The organism is Haloarcula pellucida, assembly GCF_014647235.1.
Classification (GTDB): domain Archaea; phylum Halobacteriota; class Halobacteria; order Halobacteriales; family Haloarculaceae; genus Haloarcula; species Haloarcula pellucida.
The window spans coordinates 201151-217984 of the sequence record NZ_BMOU01000006.1 but is presented as its reverse complement, the minus strand read 5'-3'; the positions used below and the strand labels follow the sequence as shown (position 1 = coordinate 217984).

Sequence of the window (16834 nt, the reverse complement as noted above, 5' to 3'; positions counted from 1 at the left end):
GAATAGGGAAGTCGACCTCAGACCGGTATCGGCGGACTCCCGGGCATCGTGACACCGTCGGCGAGCATGCTCGCCAGCGGCGGCCCGTACGCGATGACGATGAGTACCAGCGCGATGGCCGTCCAGAGCTTGTAGTTGTCGAGGATGCGCGGACTGTGTTCCGGTCCGGAGAGCGGCGCCGGGAAGTCGCTGTTGACCGACAGCCGACCGCCGCGGTGGGCCAGCCACGTCTCGGCCATCACGGCGAGGAACATCACGGCGCCGAGGAACAGCAGGAGGCCACCGATAGCTATCTGGAGGCGCATCTCGGCGACGGTACCGACGAGTCCTTCGAAGGCAAATTCGTCGTAGGTCGGCTCTGCGGTCCGTCGCGGGATGCCCGCGAGGCCGGCCCGGTGCATCGCGTTGGACATCAGCGCCATGCCGACGAACCAGACGTACGGCTGTGCGATGGCGACCGACCGGCGCTGGAGCTTCTTGCCCGTAATCTGGGGCACCAGCCAGTAGCTGATCGCCATCGCCGTCAGCGCGAACGCCGTGCCGACGGTGAGGTGGAAGTGGCCGGGCACCCACAGCGTGTTGTGGATGAGGTAGTTGATGTTCATCCCGGCGTTTATCATCCCCGAGAAGCCGCCGGCGGCGAACATCAGGCCGGCGAGCATACACCCGGCGAAGGCCGGTTCGCCCCACGGGAGGCTCCGCAGCCAGTTGAAGTACCCCTCACCGCCGCGCTGGCGCGCCCCGTGTTCGACGCTGGCGACGACGGTGAACGCGGTCAGCAGCGACGGCAACAGGAGGAACATCGTGTTCGTCATCGCGATGAACTTGAATCCCTCCGGGATTCCGGGGTCGACGTACTGGTGGTGGAAGCCGACCGGCGTCGACAGCAGGAGGAACAGGACGAACACGATGCGGGCCAGCGGGTCGCTGAACAATCGCCCGCCGGCCAGTTTCGGTAGGATGGTGTACCAGACGAGGTACGCGGGCATCAGCCAGAAGTAGACGACCGGGTGGCCGAAGTACCAGAACAGCGTCCGGGTCAGGAGCGGGTCGACCTGACTGATGAGCCCCAGCGACCACGGGATGAGGAAGACGACGACCTCGACGGCGACGCCGATGGTGGAGATGTACCACATCAGCATCGTCGTCACGATCATGAACGTCTTCAGCGGGATGCGCTCGCCGGGGTTCTCGGCCCGCCACGCCCACAGCGCCTTGAAGTAGGCCAGTCCCGCGATCCACGACCCGACGATGATGAGCGCCGCGCCCACGTAGAACGCCGGGTGGGCCTTCATCGGCGCGTAGAACGTGAACAGCACGTCGGCTTCGAGGTCGTGACCGAAGACGGACGGCGCGCCGAAGACGCCGCCGAGGATGGCGACGGCCGCCAGCACCGTCCCGGTCAGCATCAGCCAGAACGCCGACCACGCGATTCGCTGTGGCAGTTCGCGTTCGAGGCTGTTCGTGACCCCCCACGCGAACAGGCCGGCGATGAAGAACGTGGTAAAGACCAGCGCCAGCAGGACGCCGTGACCCGTCAGGAGCGTGTAGTAGTCCGCGGAACTGACGAACCCGCGGAACATGCCGGTTCGGTGGAGCGCCTGCACGATGCCAAAGAGGGCGCCGATACCCAGCGCGACGAACGCGACGATGAACTCGCTGCGGACGAGTTTCGACGTCTTCGGGTACTCGTCGACGAACACCATCAGTTGGTCACCTCCGTTGCGTTGTACTGAGATTGCGGGACGACTTCGACCGAGCCACCCATCGTGTGGTGGCCCGCGCCACAGTACTCGTGACAGACCAGCCCGTAGGTCCCCGTCTCGTCGAAGCGGGCCGTGACCTCGGCGACCTGTCCCGGGATGACCATCGTGTTGATGTTCGTCCCCGTGATGGCGAAGCCGTGCATCACGTCGGCGCTGGTCACCTTGAACGTGACCAGCGTGTTCGCCGGGACCTGGATGGGGTTGTCACCGCTGCCCGGGACGAACTGGAACTGCTGGGCCACCACGTAGACGACGTAGTGGCTGTCGTTTTGCTTGACGACGCCGGGGTCGTCGAAGGTGGTCCCGGTTTCGCCGCTCTGGACCGCTTGCGGGTCTATCTGTCCCCCCGAGTCGTCGACCATCGCGATACCAGCACCGACTGTGCCGTACGATATCGTCGCGATGAACCCGACGATGAGGAGCAACGCTGCACCGAGCCAGACTTTTTCGAAGTTGTGAACCTGCATGGTGAATCACCCGATGACCGAGACGCGGCCGAGGAACTCGACGAAGTACATGAACACCCACAGCAGGGCGATGAGCACGAAGTAGAACGCGACCAACGCCGCAGTCCCCGTCGGGTCGAACTCCTCGTGGCCGAGTTCGACTGCCGGGTCCGCCGCTGTGGCTTCCTCGACGGGCACCGTGCCGTCCTCACCGACGAGGTCCTGCGGTGGCCGCGTCGACTCACGGTGACGCATCGCCGCCGCGTACAGCAACGGCGTGAAGAACGCGAAGAGGACGGACCCGGTGAGTAGCCACCGCGGGCCGGAGACGGGCAGGCGCTGTGTCCCGCCGCCACCGCCGCCGCTTCCGCCGGGCGGCCCGCCGACGACGACGGCACCTTTCATCCCGAGCGAGAGGTGCGGTTCACAGACGTACTTGTAGATACCCGTCTCCTCGAAGGTGTAGCTGTAGGTCGTCCCGGCCTCGGCGACCGGGTCACCCGAATCGAGGGGGCCGTCGCCGTCGGAGACGACGTTGTGGCCGCCGCCCTCGCCCGTCCAGGTGAAGACGACCTCCGTGCCCGGCGAGACGCGCACCGCCGGCGGGTCGAAGGCGAACGCGCCGTTGTTGCCCTGCGCGCCGACGGCTATCTCGACGCTGTCCTGTCCGGTCCGGTCGAGCGTCTCGCCGTCGTAGTTCGAGACGTCGTCGAACCACCCACCGTAGTCGGGGTTCGCCGGCGGCCCCTGTTGGGCGGTGCCGCCGCCGCTACTGCCGCCGCCGGGCCTGACGACGACGGCGCCTTTCATTCCGAGGCCCACGTGTGGCTCACAGACGTACTTGAACATCCCTTCGCTCTCGAAGGTGTAGCTGTACGTCGCACCCTGTTCGGAGACGAGTTCGCCGGAGTCCAGCGGCCCGTCACCGTCCGAGACGACGTTGTGGCCGCCGCCCTCGCCCGTCCACGTCCAGACGACTTCCGTGCCGGGACTGACCATCACTGCCGGCGGAGCGAAGGCGAACGCGCCGTTGTTCCCCTGTGCCCCGACGGCGATCTCGACAGTGTCCTGTCCGCGCTTGTCGACGGTGCCGTCGTAGTTCGAGACGTCGTCGAACCACCCGCCGTAGTCGGGTTCTTCCTGTGCTGTCACCGTTCCGGCCGCGCCCAGCGCGGCCCCCGCGACCGCCGTCTGGACGAACTCGCGGCGTCTCAGCGCCATCGGTGACCCTCCCCGGGCGTGACCGACGGCGTCCGTCCGGTATCAGTTCCACTACCCATGTTCGTGGCGACAGTAGAACAGGGTAAAAAGCACGTACCGGCTTTTCAGCGGGTAAGAACTGGCGACGGTTTTTATGCACCCTCTATCGTACGGTCGACCATGTCCACGTCCAGCCCGCGACTGGTCACGGTGCTCGCCCTCCTCGGGCTCGCGCCCGTGGCCTACTACTTGCTCGGAACCGGCCGGACAATCGTGGCGCTCTCGCTTGTCAGCGTCGTCCTCATCGCCGGGAGCCTCCTGCTGATGACCGGCCCGCACGAGGGACAGACGGCCTGAGATGGGTCCCGCGACGGCCGGCCTGACCGCTGGCGAGACGGCCGGACTGGCTGCGTTCGTCGGCCTCGGTCTCCTCGGAAGCGTCCACTGTCTGGGGATGTGTGGCCCCCTCGTGACGACCTACGCCGAGCGCCTCGACTCGGGTGGCCCCGTCTCGGGCCACGAGATTCGCCAGCAGGCGCTGTTCAACGTCGGCCGCGCCGTGAGTTACACGCTGTTGGGGGCGGCGTTCGGCGCCGCCGGGGGCCTGCTGTACGACGCCGCCGGCCTCGCACGACTGGCGACCACAGTCCGCGGCGTCGTCGGCGTCCTCGTCGGCCTGTTCGTCCTCGCCGTCGGCGTCGGCTATCTGACGCGGGGGCAGGCCACCGACGTCGCCGCGTCGCTCCCGGTGGTCGGCGGCCTGTTCCAGCGCGTCTCGGCGACGCTGGTCGCGCGACTCGACGACCTCGTAGACGGCCCCGGGATGGTCGCGCTGGGTGCGCTGCACGGCCTGTTGCCCTGCCCGCTGCTGTATCCGGCGTTCCTCTATGCCTTCGCGACGGGGTCGGCCGTGACCGGCGCGCTCTCGCTTTCGGCGCTGGGCGTCGGCACCATCCCGCTGGTGTTCGCCTACGGCACCGCGTTCGGGTCGCTGTCGCCGGGCCGCCGGTCGTCGCTGCACCGCGCACTCGGGGCCGTCTTCCTCGTCCTCGCGCTGGTACCGCTCGCCAACGGACTGGCGGCGTTCGGCGTCGCCGTCCCGAAACCACCGCTGCCGATGCCGTGGACCTGATATGACCGACTGCACGCTCTGTGGCCTGCCCGCCGACGCGCCCGTCACCGACAGCGGCGTCGACGGCGCGTTCTGTTGTCGCGGGTGTCTGGAGGTCGCCCGGACGCTCGACGACCCCGAGCGAGAGACGGCCGAGGACGTCGACACCGGCCCGGACCCCGAGACGGTCGACGGCGAGACGGCCTTCCTCGCCGTCGACGGGATGCACTGTGCGACCTGCGAGACGTTCCTCGAAGCCCGGGCCACCGAATCAGCGGGCGTCACGGCAGCGGCAGCCAGTTACGCCACCGGGACGATGAAACTCACCTACGACCCCGCGGCAATCGCCGAGGACGACCTGCCGGAAGTGGTGGCCGGCACCGGCTACGAGGCGGGGTTCCAGACCACCGACCGCGAGGACGACCACGAACTGGCGGGTCGCCTCGTCGTCGGCGGCTTCTTCGGCATGATGACGATGCTGTGGTACGTCCTCTTCCTCTACCCGGCCTACCTCGGCGTCGACCCGGGACTGCTGTTGCTCGACCCGACCGGGCCGGCCGGCGACTATCTCTTGTGGAACATGGCGGTGATGACCGCCGTCGTCGTCGGGTACACGGGGTGGCCGCTCCTACGGGGCGCGTACGTCAGCCTGCGGGCCGGCCGGCCGAACATGGACTTACTGGTGGCGATGGCCGCGACCACGGCCTTCGTCTACAGCGTCGTCGCCGTCGGCCTCGGGGAGACGGAGGTGTACTTCGACGTGGCGACGGTCATCGTCCTCGCGGTGTCGGTCGGCGACTACTATCGGGACCGGGTCCGACGGGCGGCGGCCGGGCGGCTGACCGACCTCACGGCCCAGCGAGCGGACTCGGCCCGCCGCCGGACCGACGCGGGCACCGAGACGGTCGACCTCGCGGCGCTGGACCCCGGCGACGAGGTGGTCGTCAAGTCCGGCGAACGGGTGCCCGTCGACGGCGCCGTCGTCGAGGGGACCGGTGCCGTCGACGAGTCGCTGGTCACCGGGGAGTCCCTCCCGGTCCGCAAGACCGAGGGCGACGACGTCGTCGGCGGCGGGATGGTCACCGAGGGCGCACTCGTCGTCGGCGTCGGCCCCGACGCCCGGAGCACGGTCGACCGCCTCACCGAACTGCTGTGGACCGTCCAGAGCGACCGCGACGGCGTCCAGCGACTCGTCGACCGCGTCGCCGCCGTCTTCGTCCCGCTGGTGGTCGCGCTGGCCGGCCTGGCTGCTGTCGGACACCTCCTCGCGGGCGCGGGCGCGACCGACGCGCTGCTGACCGGCCTCGCAGTCCTCGTGGTCTCCTGTCCCTGCGCACTCGGCCTCGCGACGCCGCTCGCGACGGCGGCAGGTGTCAAGACGGCCCTCGAAGAGGGCATCGTCGTCACCGACGGCGCGGTGTTCGAGACGGCCACCGACGTCGACGTGGTCGCCCTCGACAAGACCGGGACGCTGACGACCGGCGAGGTGACGCTCGTCTCTCGACCCGACGACGAGACCCTGCGTCGCGCCGCGGCCGTCGAACAGTTCGCGGACCACCCGCTGGCGGCGGCCGTGACCGAGGCCGCGCCGCCGCCGGACGCCGCCGTCGACGCGTTCGAGCGCCACCCCGGCCGCGGGGTCAGCGCCAGTGTCAACGGGGAACGGGTCGTGGTCGGGACGCCCGCACTCCTCGGCGACTGCGGCCTCTCGGTGTCCGACGACCTCCGGGCACGCTGTGCCGAGGCACGAGCGAACGGGCACGTCCCCGCGCTCGTCGGGTGGGGCGGGTGCGCCCGCGGCGTCGTCGTCGGCGGGGACCGCCCCCGCGACTCGTGGGAATCGGTCGTGACCCGGCTCTCGGCCGACCACGAAGTCGTCGTCGTCACGGGCGACAGCCCCGAGGCCGCCGAACCGTTCCGCGACCACGAGGCCGTCGACGAGGTGTTTGCGGGCGTCCCGCCCGAGGCGAAAGCCGAAGTCGTCGAGCGGTTGCAGTCGCGGGGGACGGTGGCGATGGTCGGCGACGGCACCAACGACGCCCCGGCGCTGGGGTCGGCCGACCTCGGTATCTCGCTGGCCTCGGGCACGAAACTCGCCGCCGACGCGGCCGACGCCGTCGTGACGACCGACGACCTCCGGGCGGTGCCCCGCGTGTTCGACCTGACCGCGGCGACCCGCCGACGCATCCGAGAGAACCTCGCGTGGGCGTTCTGCTACAACGCCGTCGCGCTCCCGCTGGCACTGCTGGGCCTGCTGAACCCGCTGTTCGCCGCGCTGGCGATGACCGCGAGCAGTCTGCTCGTCGTCGGGAACTCCGCCCGGTCGCTCGGAGGCGAGCGGGCGGTGGGACCGGACGTCGGACCGACCGACGCAGTGGCCGCCGACGCCGACTGAGCGGCCTCGCAACCGTCCGTCTGCTTTTGTGCGTGCCGCGCCTACAGCGGGACGATGACCGAACAAGCGACCTTCGCCGGCGGCTGTTTCTGGTGTACAGAGTCGGTGTTCAAACAGGTGAACGGGGTCGAAGACGTGGTGTCGGGATACGCCGGCGGCCACGTCGAGAACCCCTCCTACGAGGCGGTCTGTCGCGAGGAGACGGGCCACGCCGAGTGCGTCCAGCTGACGTTCGACCCCGACGTCGTGAGCTACGAGGACCTCCTCGCGGTGTTCTTCACGACCCACAATCCGACGACGCTGAACCGACAGGGCAACGACGTGGGCACCCAGTACCGCTCGGCAGTGTTCTACCACGACGACGCCCAGCGGGAGACCGTCGAGGCGTTCATCGAGGAGATACGACCCGGCTACGACGACGACATCGTCACCGAAGTCGAACCGCTGGAGACGTTCTACCCCGCCGAGGAGTACCACCAGGACTACTTCGAGAAGAACCCGAATCAGGGCTACTGTCAGATGACCATCCCGCCGAAGATAGAGAAACTGAAACAGAAGCACGCGGAGTTGCTGGCATGAGCTTCGAGTTCACGACGACGGTGGACGTCCGCTACGACGATTTGGACACCTACGGCCACGTCAACAACGTCCGCTACGGGACCTACCTCGAAGAGGCCCGCATCGACTACCTCGCAGAGGTCGTCGCCCGCGGCGACCGGTCGTACCTCTCGGCGGAGGGCGAGGGGACCGGCATCGTCATCGCGAACCTCGAACTCGACTACGAGCGCCCCGTTCAGTCGGCCGAGGCGGTCACCGTCGGCGTCCGGGTCCCCCGTCTCGGCACCAAGAGCTTCCCGTTCGAGTACGAGGTTCGCGACGGCGACGCCGTCGCGGCCACGGGCGAGACGACCGTCGTCACCTACGACCGCGAGGCCGAGGCGCCACAGGAGATTCCCGACGACTGGCGCGAGGCCATCACCCAGTTCGAAGGCCTCTGATGCGCTCGGACACGCCGGGCGTCCACCACGTCTCGGCCATCGGCGGCGACCCACAGCGCAACGCGGCGTTCGACGTCGCGGGGTCGGGGCTCCGGCCGCTGGTGCGGACGGTCAACTTCGAGGACGAGTTCACCCACCATCTCTACGGCGCCGACGCGGGCCGGACCCTCTCGCCGACGCCGCCGAATCGAGGTCGCTCGCGTGGACGCCTGTCTTCGTCGGGTGTGGCGACGAGATAGTGGTCGTCGACGCCCTCGTCGCGCCCGTCGCCGACGGGTCATAGCCCCCGCGACGCTGATGGCCGCGCCCAGCGAGGCTATCGCCATCACGACCTCCGTCGACATCTGCGGCCCGTTCCTCCGCTTAGTCTCGTTTTAATCACATTATATGATAGATAGTTACAGGCCCGCGAGTAGTCGTCACAAAGGGCATGAAACTACGCACACCAGTACTGCTCGCTATTCTCGTCCTCGCCCCGGTGGCCGCGACGCCGGTGGTGGACGCACAGACACAGGCATCCGGGCCGACCGCGATCACCGAGTGTCGGATCATCACCGACCCCGGTCGCTACGTCCTCACGCGGAACCTCTCCAGAGAGGAACTCACAGACGAACCGTGTCTCCGCGTGCGGGCGAGCGACGTCGTCCTCGACGGCCAGGGGCACACCATCGAGGTTCCCCGTTTGGCGACCCCTGTCAGCGTCGGGGCCGAGGACCGGCGGCTCTCGAACGTGACCGTTCGTAACCTCAGCGCCGACAGCTACTACGAGACGTCGGCCATCACGGTCGACGGCGTCGACGGCGTCACCGTCAGGAACGTCACACTGTCGGACAACCAAGTCGGCATCTCAGTGACCGACTCGACGAGCGTCCGCATCGAGTCGAGCGGGTTCTACGGCGCCGGTGGCTTCGGGGCGACGACGACGCCGTCTAGCTACGGGGTCACCCTCGCGAACACCACCGACGCGGTGGTCACCGACAACAGGTTCGGCAGGTTCACTCGTGGGACCGCGCTCAACGTCGACGACGGGGCACGGAACACGACGGTCGCGAACAACAGCATCCGTGGCTGTGTCGAGTGCGACGAGTCCTTCGAGTTCGAGTGGAACGCATCGTTACAGGACGCCGGAACGGGGGTAGAGATAGCCCGTGCCACCGGGACGGCGGTCGTGAACAACAGCGTCTCGTACCACACCGACGGCGTCGTGGTCGATGGAGATTCGTCCGACACGGAGATTCGGCAGAACCGAATCACGCACACCAAACAGGGCGTTCTGGTCGCGACGACCGGGCCGACCGGTACCGACGACACCGACCGGCAGACCCTCGTCGCAAACAACACGCTTCGGGAGAACGCTGTCGGCCTCGAGACGACAGCGACGCACGTCCCGCTCGTGATTCGGCACAACGACGTTGCCGGAAACGACCTCGGACTCTACCTCCCGGAGAGCCGCGTCTGTGCGCCCGGAATCGTCGGGACAGAGCGAATCGACGTCAGTCGGAACGCCATCGTGAACAGCACGCTCTGGGCCGTCAACAACGAGCGCTCGGCGACGCTGAACGCGACGGCGAACTACTGGGGTGCCGCTAGTGGGCCGTCGAGTGCGAACGACACGGACGCCCCGTTCGCCGACCCGGAGACCGGGACGCTCGCTGACGGGCAGGGTGGTGCCGTGTCCGAGTCACCGACGACGGCGGGCGAGTCCAACGTCCGCTTCGACCCGTGGCTGAACGAGTCGGTGGCCGAGGCCGGCGCGCCGTAGCGCCCGCCCCGCACGCGACCACCGGCCCCGTCTCCACACCGACCTACAACAGGAGCGACACCACAGCCAGTACGAGGAAGGCGAGGACGAGCCACTTCGCGATAGTCATCGACATGCCGGCGACACCGCGAGCGCCGACGAGACCCGCGGCGACGGCGAGGACGAAGAACCCGACGGCGAGTTCGAGTATCGCCACGTCACCACCACCTCGCGTCGGGTCGCTGTCTGGCGAGACGGTTCGGGACAGGGTCGGAACTGGTCGACGGTGGGTTAGTCATGCGACACCCGTCGTACGCCGCGGGCCGCCGAATCGGCTCGCGTTGCAAGTGCAAGGATAGACGGCCGTGCCGTCGGTGAGAGCGTCCCGCCAGCCCCGATGGTCCGTTCCGAGACAGTCAGACGGCGTTCGTCCGGGCCGGGTTCGTGTCGGCTCAGTCGTCTGCGACCGTCGGCGCAGTCTGCTCCGCCGCGTCGACGGCGGGCCCCTCGGACACCGGCGTCCACGCCAACTCGTCCTCGTAGTGGAACGCGCAGTGGTCCTGCGTGGGGTCGACGACGGTCAGCGAGAGCCAGCCGTTGTCGAGCAGGTCGGTGAGTTCCTCGTGGTCGGCCAGCACGTCGGTGACGCGGTCGACGGGCGCGTGAATCACCGTCGAGAGGCGCAGGGGCTGGTGGTGTGGGTCGTCGTCGGCGGCCATCACGGACTGGAGTGGGAGGCCGGTCATCAGGTCGCCGCCGTTGCCCTGATAGACGCCGACGTTACCGACCGGGTTGTGGGTGACCTTCGACCCGCTCCCGAAGACGGCGGTGTCGACGGTGGCGAAGTAGTACTGGCTGTTTATCCACTGGGTGACGACCATCGGGCCGGCCATGATGGCCGCCAGCGCGTCGCCGTCGGGGTCGGTCGTCCAGTCGTAGGAGTGGAGGAACGCGCGCCCGTCGAGGTCGGTGCCCTCCGTCAAGTCGCGGGGGCCGACGACGAACCCGGCGTTACCGGCGAGGCCCCACTCGGGACGGGTCTCCGCCCAGTCGGCGGCGCGGCGCTCCGTCTCGCGGACGCCCGCGCCCTCGGCATCCATCGAGGCGGCGCGCTCGGCGGCCGCCCCCTCACGGGCCGTACCGAGGTCCGTGCGGAGTTGTTCGAGGTCGTCGTGGTGGCTCTCTGGAACGTGGTCGGCGTAGAGGGTCACCGCGTCGGTCGTCGTGTTGTGCTCGCCGGCGAGGAAGACGGTGTCCTCGGGGACGTCGAACCCGCGCTCGCGGAGTTCCTCGACGACCGCCTCGTCGTTACAGATGGCAGCGAGGACGCGCGCGCTCGGTCCGCCGGGGTTGCCGGCACAGGCGCCGCAGTCCAGACTCGAATCGAACGGGTTGTTCGCCGTCTCGCTGGCGTGGCCGGTGAACACGACGAGGCGGGCGAACGTCTCCCAGCCCATCAGGTCGAAGGCCGTCGCGGCGTACTCGACCTTCTCCTCGAGGGTGAGCCCTTCGCGGAGTTCGTGGACGCCGTCCGGGTTGTAGTCCACGCCGGGCGCGCAGAACTCGTGGTCGTCGGGGGTGCGGTCGTCGGCGGCGTCGAGGAGGCCGGCGGCGCGGGCCGGCGCGAGCGTGCGGGCCGCCAGCGCGGCGCCGTAGCCGCTCCCGGTCGTCTCGACGAAACTGAACGCCGTCGCGGCGTTCTTCTTGAGCGCCGCGAGGAGTTTGCCGCCGGCGTCGAGCGTCGCCGACCAGCGGTCGTAGTCGGCCTGCGCGTCGTCGGCGCCCTTCGTCGGACGGTCGGCGACGTGGTGCTGGGCGTCGACGATTGGCGGGCAGGCGTCGACGGCCACGTCGGCGTCGTACCCCTCGTAGCGCATCGGGACGCCGAAGAAACCGGCGTAGCCGTGCGTGTCGTAGTCGCCCGTGGCTTCGAGGTGGCGGCGGAGTATCTCCGAGCGGGTGTCGATACAGAAGACGAGTTGGGCGTCCGGACGGCCGCCCTCGTCGGCCTCGGCGCGGGACTCGCTGGCGTCGCTGACGGCGTCGACCAGTTCCTCGCGATAGCTGGCCTCCCACGCGGTCAGCCAGCACTCGCGCAACGGGACGTCTTCGGTCTCGCCGACCGGGTCGACGGTGCGGGTGGTGCCCGGGGCGTCGAGGGGGTCGATGGGCGCGCCGAGCAGGTCCGCGAGCGTCAGGCGGGCCGCCAGATACCCCGCGAGCGTGACGGGGTAGGCGGACTGCCAGTCGCCGCCGTCGGCCGCACGTTGTTTGACGTAGCCCGTCCAGCCCGGCAGGGCCGTCAGGTGGTGTTCGAAGACGTCCGGCAGGCGGTCGGCCGGCGAGTCCGCGAGGAGGTGTTCGAGCGCGTCGACCGGGTCGTCGGGCAGGTCGGCGATAGCCCCGGAATCGGGAATCTCGCCGTCGTGACGGGCCACGGCGTGGAACGCGGCGTAGAACCCCTGCTCGCGGTTCGGCATCGGCCACTCGGCCTGCCCCTGGTCGAGGAACGACGACAGCCACTTCGTCAGGAGGCGGTCCACCTCGTCCTCGACGGCCTGTTCGTCGTCCGTGTCGGTCGGCGCCGCGGTCATACGCTCCAGCGATGTCTCCGGGTCCGTGTCGTACCCGTGGTCGGCCAGTTCGGCACGGAGGACGTCGGGGGCTATCTGGCCTGCCTCCCAGGCCCGGCGGAACACCTCGACGCTCGGGTAGCCGTCGGCGTCGAACAGTTCCCCGGCCTCCGAGACGGCCTCGTGGAACGGCTGGTCTTCGAAGCCCGAGAGCGGGTTGGCCGTCACGAACGAGTGGAGCGGCCAGACGTCTCCGACCGCGGTCGCGGCCTGTTCGATGCTGTCACGAATCTGGGTCTCAGTACTCATTGTAGTCCTCCTTGGCAGTCAGAACGGTGTCAGAGGGTGGTTGGCTCAGGTTCAGGAGCGCCACGTACAGGCGCTGGCTGTGCTCGTACGCGCCACGCTCGATGGCGACGTAGACGGCGAGGAAGGCGGCCGCGACGACGCCGTGGACGAGCGTCAGGTCGGCGGGTGCCGTGACGACCGGCACGTCCACCAGCAGGGCGTGGACGAGGTTGTAGGCGAGGGCGTAGACGGCTATCGCCGGCAGGAAGACGACCGGCACGGCCCCGAACCGGACCGCGGCGGGCAGGTCCGTCTGCGCGACGGCCGTGCGGGTCGCGTGGAGCGTCGTCAGCACCACCAGTCCCGCCAGCAGGAGGCCGCTGTCGAAGTGGGTCCCCTTGCCGGTGAGGGCGGCGAAGACGGCACCACCTGCGAGCGCGGACAGGAGGGCGACGCCGGCACCGAGGACGCCGGCCGACTGCGAATCGGCCTTGCCCGGCGCCGTCTGTTCGACCTGTTCCCCTGCCGAGAGGAACTGGTAGGCCTTGTAGAACCCGTGCAGGACGAGGTGCGTGAGCGCCGCGCCGAAGAAGCCGAGGCCGGCCTGCATGATCATGAAGCCCATCTGGCCGACCGTCGAGCAGCCCAGTTGGCGCTTCACGTCGGACTGGACGGTCTTGAGGAGTTTCCCCAGCAGGGCGCTCGTCGCGCCGACGGCCAGCAACAGGAGCATGAACTGCGCGTCGGCGGTGACCACCGGAGCGAAGCGGACCAGCAGGACGCCGCCCGCGTTGACGAAGCCGGCGTGCATGAGCGCCGACGCCGGCGTTGGGGCGGTCATCGAGGAGAGCAGCCACGTGTGGAACGGCACCAGCGCGGACTGTATCATCGCCGCCAGCAGGAGCGCCCCCGCCGCGACCAGCCACGCCGTCTGTGGGACGGTGTCGGCGGCGGCGACGATACCGGAGACGGTCGTCGCCCCCGTCGACAGCCACAGCGTCACGAGCGCGACGGTCAGCAGGGCGCCGCTCGCGAGGAAGTAGCGGCGAGCGAGTGTGGCCGCGGCCTGTGCCTGTGGCCAGCCACGGACGTGGCCTATCAAGTCGGCCATCACGATCCCCATCGCCACCCACGCGGCGGCAAAGAGCGCGACGTGGTCGGCCGCGACCAGCACCATCACGGCCAGCGTGAACGCGAACACGCCGCCGAAGAAGCGGTCTATAGTCCGGCTCCCGGCCATGTAGCGGCGCGAGTAGCTGTGGACGATACCGCTGAAGAAGGTGACGACAACCCACATGACGGCGGTGAGTCCGTCTACGGCGGCCACGCCGGGGAGCGTCCACGCGCCGTCGACGACGAATCGGGCGACGAGAACGCCGAGGCTGGCGACACACAGCGCCCACACGACGCATGTGAACACTCGGGGCGCCAGCGACGTCGACTTCGTCCCCGTGTTCGGAAGCTGTCCGACCGCCGTCGTCTGCTGTTGTTCTGTCATCGTTTGTTCCGTGTCGACCGGTCACCGCCACCGCGGGAGTCTCGGGCCAGTGACGGTTACCGGTCGCATTCATCCACCTATACGAACAAACTGTTTGTTAAAGTCTTCTATTCTACCAAAACGTTCCAGATATTGCATATTATAGAACATTATGGTTATTGGCCAAGGGACGACGTCGGCTGGAGTCTGACAACGGTGGAGACGGGGAGGAAAGATGTCGGGGCGACGCCGAGATGCGGACGTAGCCGGCGAGTAGCGGCAGTCCGAGGCAACATCCGGCAGTGTCAGTTTCGAGGTGCTCGGGTGGGCCACCGACGCCGGGATGGCTCTCACGAGCGAGCGGGGCGGACCGAGCGTGTGTCGAACAATTCGGTCGAGTTAGTGCCGAGTTTCGACCAGTCCGTGAATTGCCGGCCGTGGTCGAGACGAAGCGGACGCCGCGGACTACTCCGTGAACTCGCCGAACGGCGTCGTCTCGTGGCTGCGGACGAGCACTTCGTCGGCGACGGTCAGCCCCATGTCGAGCAGTTTCTGTGCGACGGGCGTGATGTCGCTGTCCGTCTCGCCGACGACGGTGACGAGCAAGTTCTGTTCGCCCGTGACCAGTTCCTGTACGGAGATGACGCCGTCTATGTCGAGAATCTCGGGGATGAGATTGCCACGTTCGGGTATCGAGGCGGTACAGAACAGTAGCATCCGGAGGGGATACCCCGACTGCTGGTAGTCGACCTCGGCGCTGTATCCCTTGATGATTCCGTCGGATTCGAGGCGCTGGATTCGCTTTCGAACCGTACTGTCGGACGTGCCGGTCCGGTCAGCGATGTCGCCCGACGACGTGTTTCGAGCGTCCTCCTGAAGCGCGTGGAGGATTTCTTGGTCCACTTCGTCTATGTCGTCGCCCATACAGATTCGTCCCGCGTCGTCGACAAAGGTACTTCGGCTCTCGGCGTTCGCCGTGGCGACGTGGGACGATTCGATATAGCGGTATCTGATTTACTACCGCGAGACGCTCGACGCGCCGAGTTTTTACGAGTCGGACGATTATGGGCAGCTAATGGTCCAGAACGTCGCCTCTGTGATGCCGGAGCTGGAGCCGGAGGACTTCCACTTGCTCTCCGGCGTCGAACAGGGGATGCGGTTCTCCGAGTACGTCAACCGCGAGAAACTCACGGAGTTCTCCCGCCTGTCCGCCGAGAACGTCGACTACCGGCTGGACCGCTGTGAGGACCGGGAGCTCGTAGAGCGCAAGACCATCCAGTACGAGGGGTTCAAACTCACCTTCGAGGGGTACGACGCGCTCGCGTTGCACACCTTCGTCGAGCGCGACACCATCGAGGGGTTCGGCGCGCCGCTGGGCGTCGGCAAGGAAAGCGACGTCTACGAAGTGCAGTCCTACAAGCCGATGGCCCTGAAGTACCACCGCGAGGGGTACACCAACTTCCGGGAAGTGATGCGGGAACGGGACTACACGTCCGACCGAGACCACGTCTCGTGGCTCTACACTGCCCGGAAGGCCGCCGAACGAGAGTACGAGGCGCTGGAGACGCTGTATCCAGATGTCTCGGTTCCCCAGCCCATCGATACGAACCGGCACGCCATCGTGATGGAGAAAGTCGACGGCGTCGAACTCTCCCGGACCGGCCTCGAACCCGAACAGGTCGTCCCCGTGCTAGAACTGATTCTAGACGAGATGCAGACGGCCTACGGGGAGGGATTCGTCCACGCGGACATGAGCGAGTACAACGTCTTCGTCACGACGCAAGGGGTCGTCGTCTTCGACTGGCCCCAGGCGGTGCCGACCGACCACGAGAACGCACGTGAACTGTTGACGCGTGACGTCGACAACATCGTGAGCTACTTCCAGCGGAAGTACCCCGCCCACGTCGGCGACGTGGACGTCGACAGCGTCGTCGAGGCGCTCACGTCGGCGACCTTCGACGCGCTGGCCGACCACACCGACTGACTCCGATTTTCGCGTTCCGAGGGCCCTAAAGCGGTGAGTCGATGATCTGAGCGACGCCCTCCGGCCGCCGGATAAAGTGAATGCCGCTATATCAAATCAGGATGCGCGAGTAGTTGAGACTGGCGCTCTCAATGCATACGCTCTGGGCGATACAGTATTATCCCAATCTAACATCATTTGTCAATATCGGGCGTTCTGCATGAACTGGAATGAATTTGTGCCTAACCTGTGGCCGATTTCGGCAATCGACTAAGTCAGTTCCCCGGTCAGTACGATCTGTATGTCATCGGGCATCTCTCGGAAAGCGTTTCTTCGCGCAACTGGAGTCGCACTTGCTGCGACTATCGCAGGGTGCAACAGCACAACAGACAACAGCGGACCGAACACCAATACACAGACCTCTCCTGAGACTTCTCCGCAATCCGAACAACAGAATGACGACTCTCCGACGTTCGGTAACTTCTACGTCGGCAACGCAGACACAAGCAGTAGTACGGTCATCGACGGACGTGCTGAAGTCGTATATACACGGCCCGATACGGCCACCGACAAGTCACCCGTCGTAATGGTGCCTGGCCTTGGGTTGTCACCGTACATTTACCGGACGACACCTGACGGTCGACGCGGCTGGGTGGAGTACTTTGCCGAAGCTGGCCACCCAGTGTATGTATTCAACCCGCCTCGAAACGTCGATTCAGGTGGCTTAGACACTGCTGCCCTCCAGAGCTCTGACTCTGCGTCACTCTCTCGGTGGTCTATCGATCGAGCATGGCCGACGTGGGGGTTCGGACCTGAAGTCGGTGACCCATACGAGGACGTTCGATACCCGGTTGAGTCGGTCGACCAACTCGTTGC

The 16834-nt window shown here is 67.4% G+C and carries 15 protein-coding genes; 8 read left to right on the top strand and 7 right to left on the bottom strand.

The window, feature by feature from the left end:
• Positions 1-17 precede the first annotated feature (17 nt).
• Genes IEY28_RS17770 through IEY28_RS17760 form a run of 3 tightly spaced genes read right to left on the bottom strand, consistent with a single transcriptional unit; the run spans position 18 to position 3433 of the window.
• Complete coding sequence (locus IEY28_RS17770; RefSeq protein WP_189001095.1) at positions 18-1706, bottom strand: b(o/a)3-type cytochrome-c oxidase subunit 1; 1689 nt, start codon at positions 1704-1706, stop codon at positions 18-20.
• Positions 1706-2233 carry a cytochrome c oxidase subunit II gene (locus tag IEY28_RS17765; RefSeq protein WP_189001092.1) on the bottom strand — a complete coding sequence of 176 codons (528 nt, stop codon included), beginning with the start codon at positions 2231-2233 and terminating at the stop codon, positions 1706-1708. The genes IEY28_RS17770 and IEY28_RS17765 overlap by 1 nt, the downstream gene beginning before the upstream one ends.
• 6 nt (positions 2234-2239) lie before the next feature.
• The gene (locus tag IEY28_RS17760) at positions 2240-3433 is read right to left on the bottom strand and encodes a halocyanin domain-containing protein (protein WP_189001089.1); all 1194 of its coding nucleotides are present in this window, start codon (positions 3431-3433) and stop codon (positions 2240-2242) included.
• 159 nt (positions 3434-3592) lie between these two features.
• Here IEY28_RS17760 and IEY28_RS17755 point away from each other — a divergent pair, with 159 nt between their 5' ends.
• The 7 genes from IEY28_RS17755 to IEY28_RS17725 all read left to right on the top strand — a co-directional run bounded on the left by IEY28_RS17755 (position 3593) and on the right by IEY28_RS17725 (position 9678).
• Complete coding sequence (locus IEY28_RS17755) at positions 3593-3769, top strand: DUF8131 family protein (RefSeq protein ID WP_166968379.1); 177 nt, start codon at positions 3593-3595, stop codon at positions 3767-3769.
• Between the two features lies 1 nt (position 3770).
• The gene (locus tag IEY28_RS17750; RefSeq protein ID WP_189001085.1) at positions 3771-4544 is read left to right on the top strand and encodes a sulfite exporter TauE/SafE family protein; all 774 of its coding nucleotides are present in this window, start codon (positions 3771-3773) and stop codon (positions 4542-4544) included.
• 1 nt (position 4545) lies between these two features.
• Positions 4546-6918 (top strand): heavy metal translocating P-type ATPase, encoded by a 2373-nt coding sequence (locus tag IEY28_RS17745; protein WP_189001082.1) that lies wholly within the window; start codon positions 4546-4548, stop codon positions 6916-6918.
• A 54-nt stretch (positions 6919-6972) separates the two neighbouring features.
• The gene (msrA, locus tag IEY28_RS17740) at positions 6973-7497 is read left to right on the top strand and encodes a peptide-methionine (S)-S-oxide reductase MsrA (RefSeq protein ID WP_189001079.1); all 525 of its coding nucleotides are present in this window, start codon (positions 6973-6975) and stop codon (positions 7495-7497) included.
• Positions 7494-7916: an acyl-CoA thioesterase gene (locus tag IEY28_RS17735; RefSeq protein WP_189001076.1), complete on the top strand. Its 423-nt coding sequence runs from the start codon at positions 7494-7496 to the stop codon at positions 7914-7916. The genes msrA and IEY28_RS17735 overlap by 4 nt, the downstream gene beginning before the upstream one ends.
• Complete coding sequence (locus tag IEY28_RS17730; protein ID WP_189001073.1) at positions 7916-8155, top strand: VOC family protein; 240 nt, start codon at positions 7916-7918, stop codon at positions 8153-8155. The genes IEY28_RS17735 and IEY28_RS17730 overlap by 1 nt, the downstream gene beginning before the upstream one ends.
• 191 nt (positions 8156-8346) lie before the next feature.
• The gene (locus IEY28_RS17725) at positions 8347-9678 is read left to right on the top strand and encodes a right-handed parallel beta-helix repeat-containing protein (RefSeq protein WP_189001071.1); all 1332 of its coding nucleotides are present in this window, start codon (positions 8347-8349) and stop codon (positions 9676-9678) included.
• Positions 9679-9721: 43 nt separating this feature from the next.
• Here IEY28_RS17725 and IEY28_RS17720 read toward each other — a convergent pair whose 3' ends face one another.
• The 4 genes from IEY28_RS17720 to IEY28_RS17705 all read right to left on the bottom strand — a co-directional run bounded on the left by IEY28_RS17720 (position 9722) and on the right by IEY28_RS17705 (position 14919).
• On the bottom strand, positions 9722-9868 hold the full coding sequence (locus IEY28_RS17720; protein ID WP_189001394.1) for a DUF1328 family protein: 147 nt from the start codon (positions 9866-9868) through the stop codon (positions 9722-9724).
• 241 nt (positions 9869-10109) lie between these two features.
• Positions 10110-12539: a DUF2309 domain-containing protein gene (locus IEY28_RS17715; protein WP_189001066.1), complete on the bottom strand. Its 2430-nt coding sequence runs from the start codon at positions 12537-12539 to the stop codon at positions 10110-10112.
• Positions 12529-14016, bottom strand: a complete 1488-nt coding sequence (locus IEY28_RS17710) for a proton-conducting transporter transmembrane domain-containing protein (protein WP_189001063.1) — start codon at positions 14014-14016, stop codon at positions 12529-12531. The genes IEY28_RS17715 and IEY28_RS17710 overlap by 11 nt, the downstream gene beginning before the upstream one ends.
• Positions 14017-14460: 444 nt before the next feature.
• Positions 14461-14919, bottom strand: coding sequence for an Lrp/AsnC family transcriptional regulator (locus IEY28_RS17705; protein WP_189001060.1), 459 nt, complete (start codon positions 14917-14919; stop codon positions 14461-14463).
• A gap of 151 nt (positions 14920-15070) precedes the next feature.
• Here IEY28_RS17705 and IEY28_RS17700 point away from each other — a divergent pair, with 151 nt between their 5' ends.
• Entirely contained in the window at positions 15071-15979 is a 909-nt protein-coding gene (locus IEY28_RS17700) for a serine/threonine-protein kinase RIO2 (RefSeq protein WP_189001057.1), read from the top strand.
• The last annotated feature ends 855 nt before the right edge of the window (positions 15980-16834 follow it).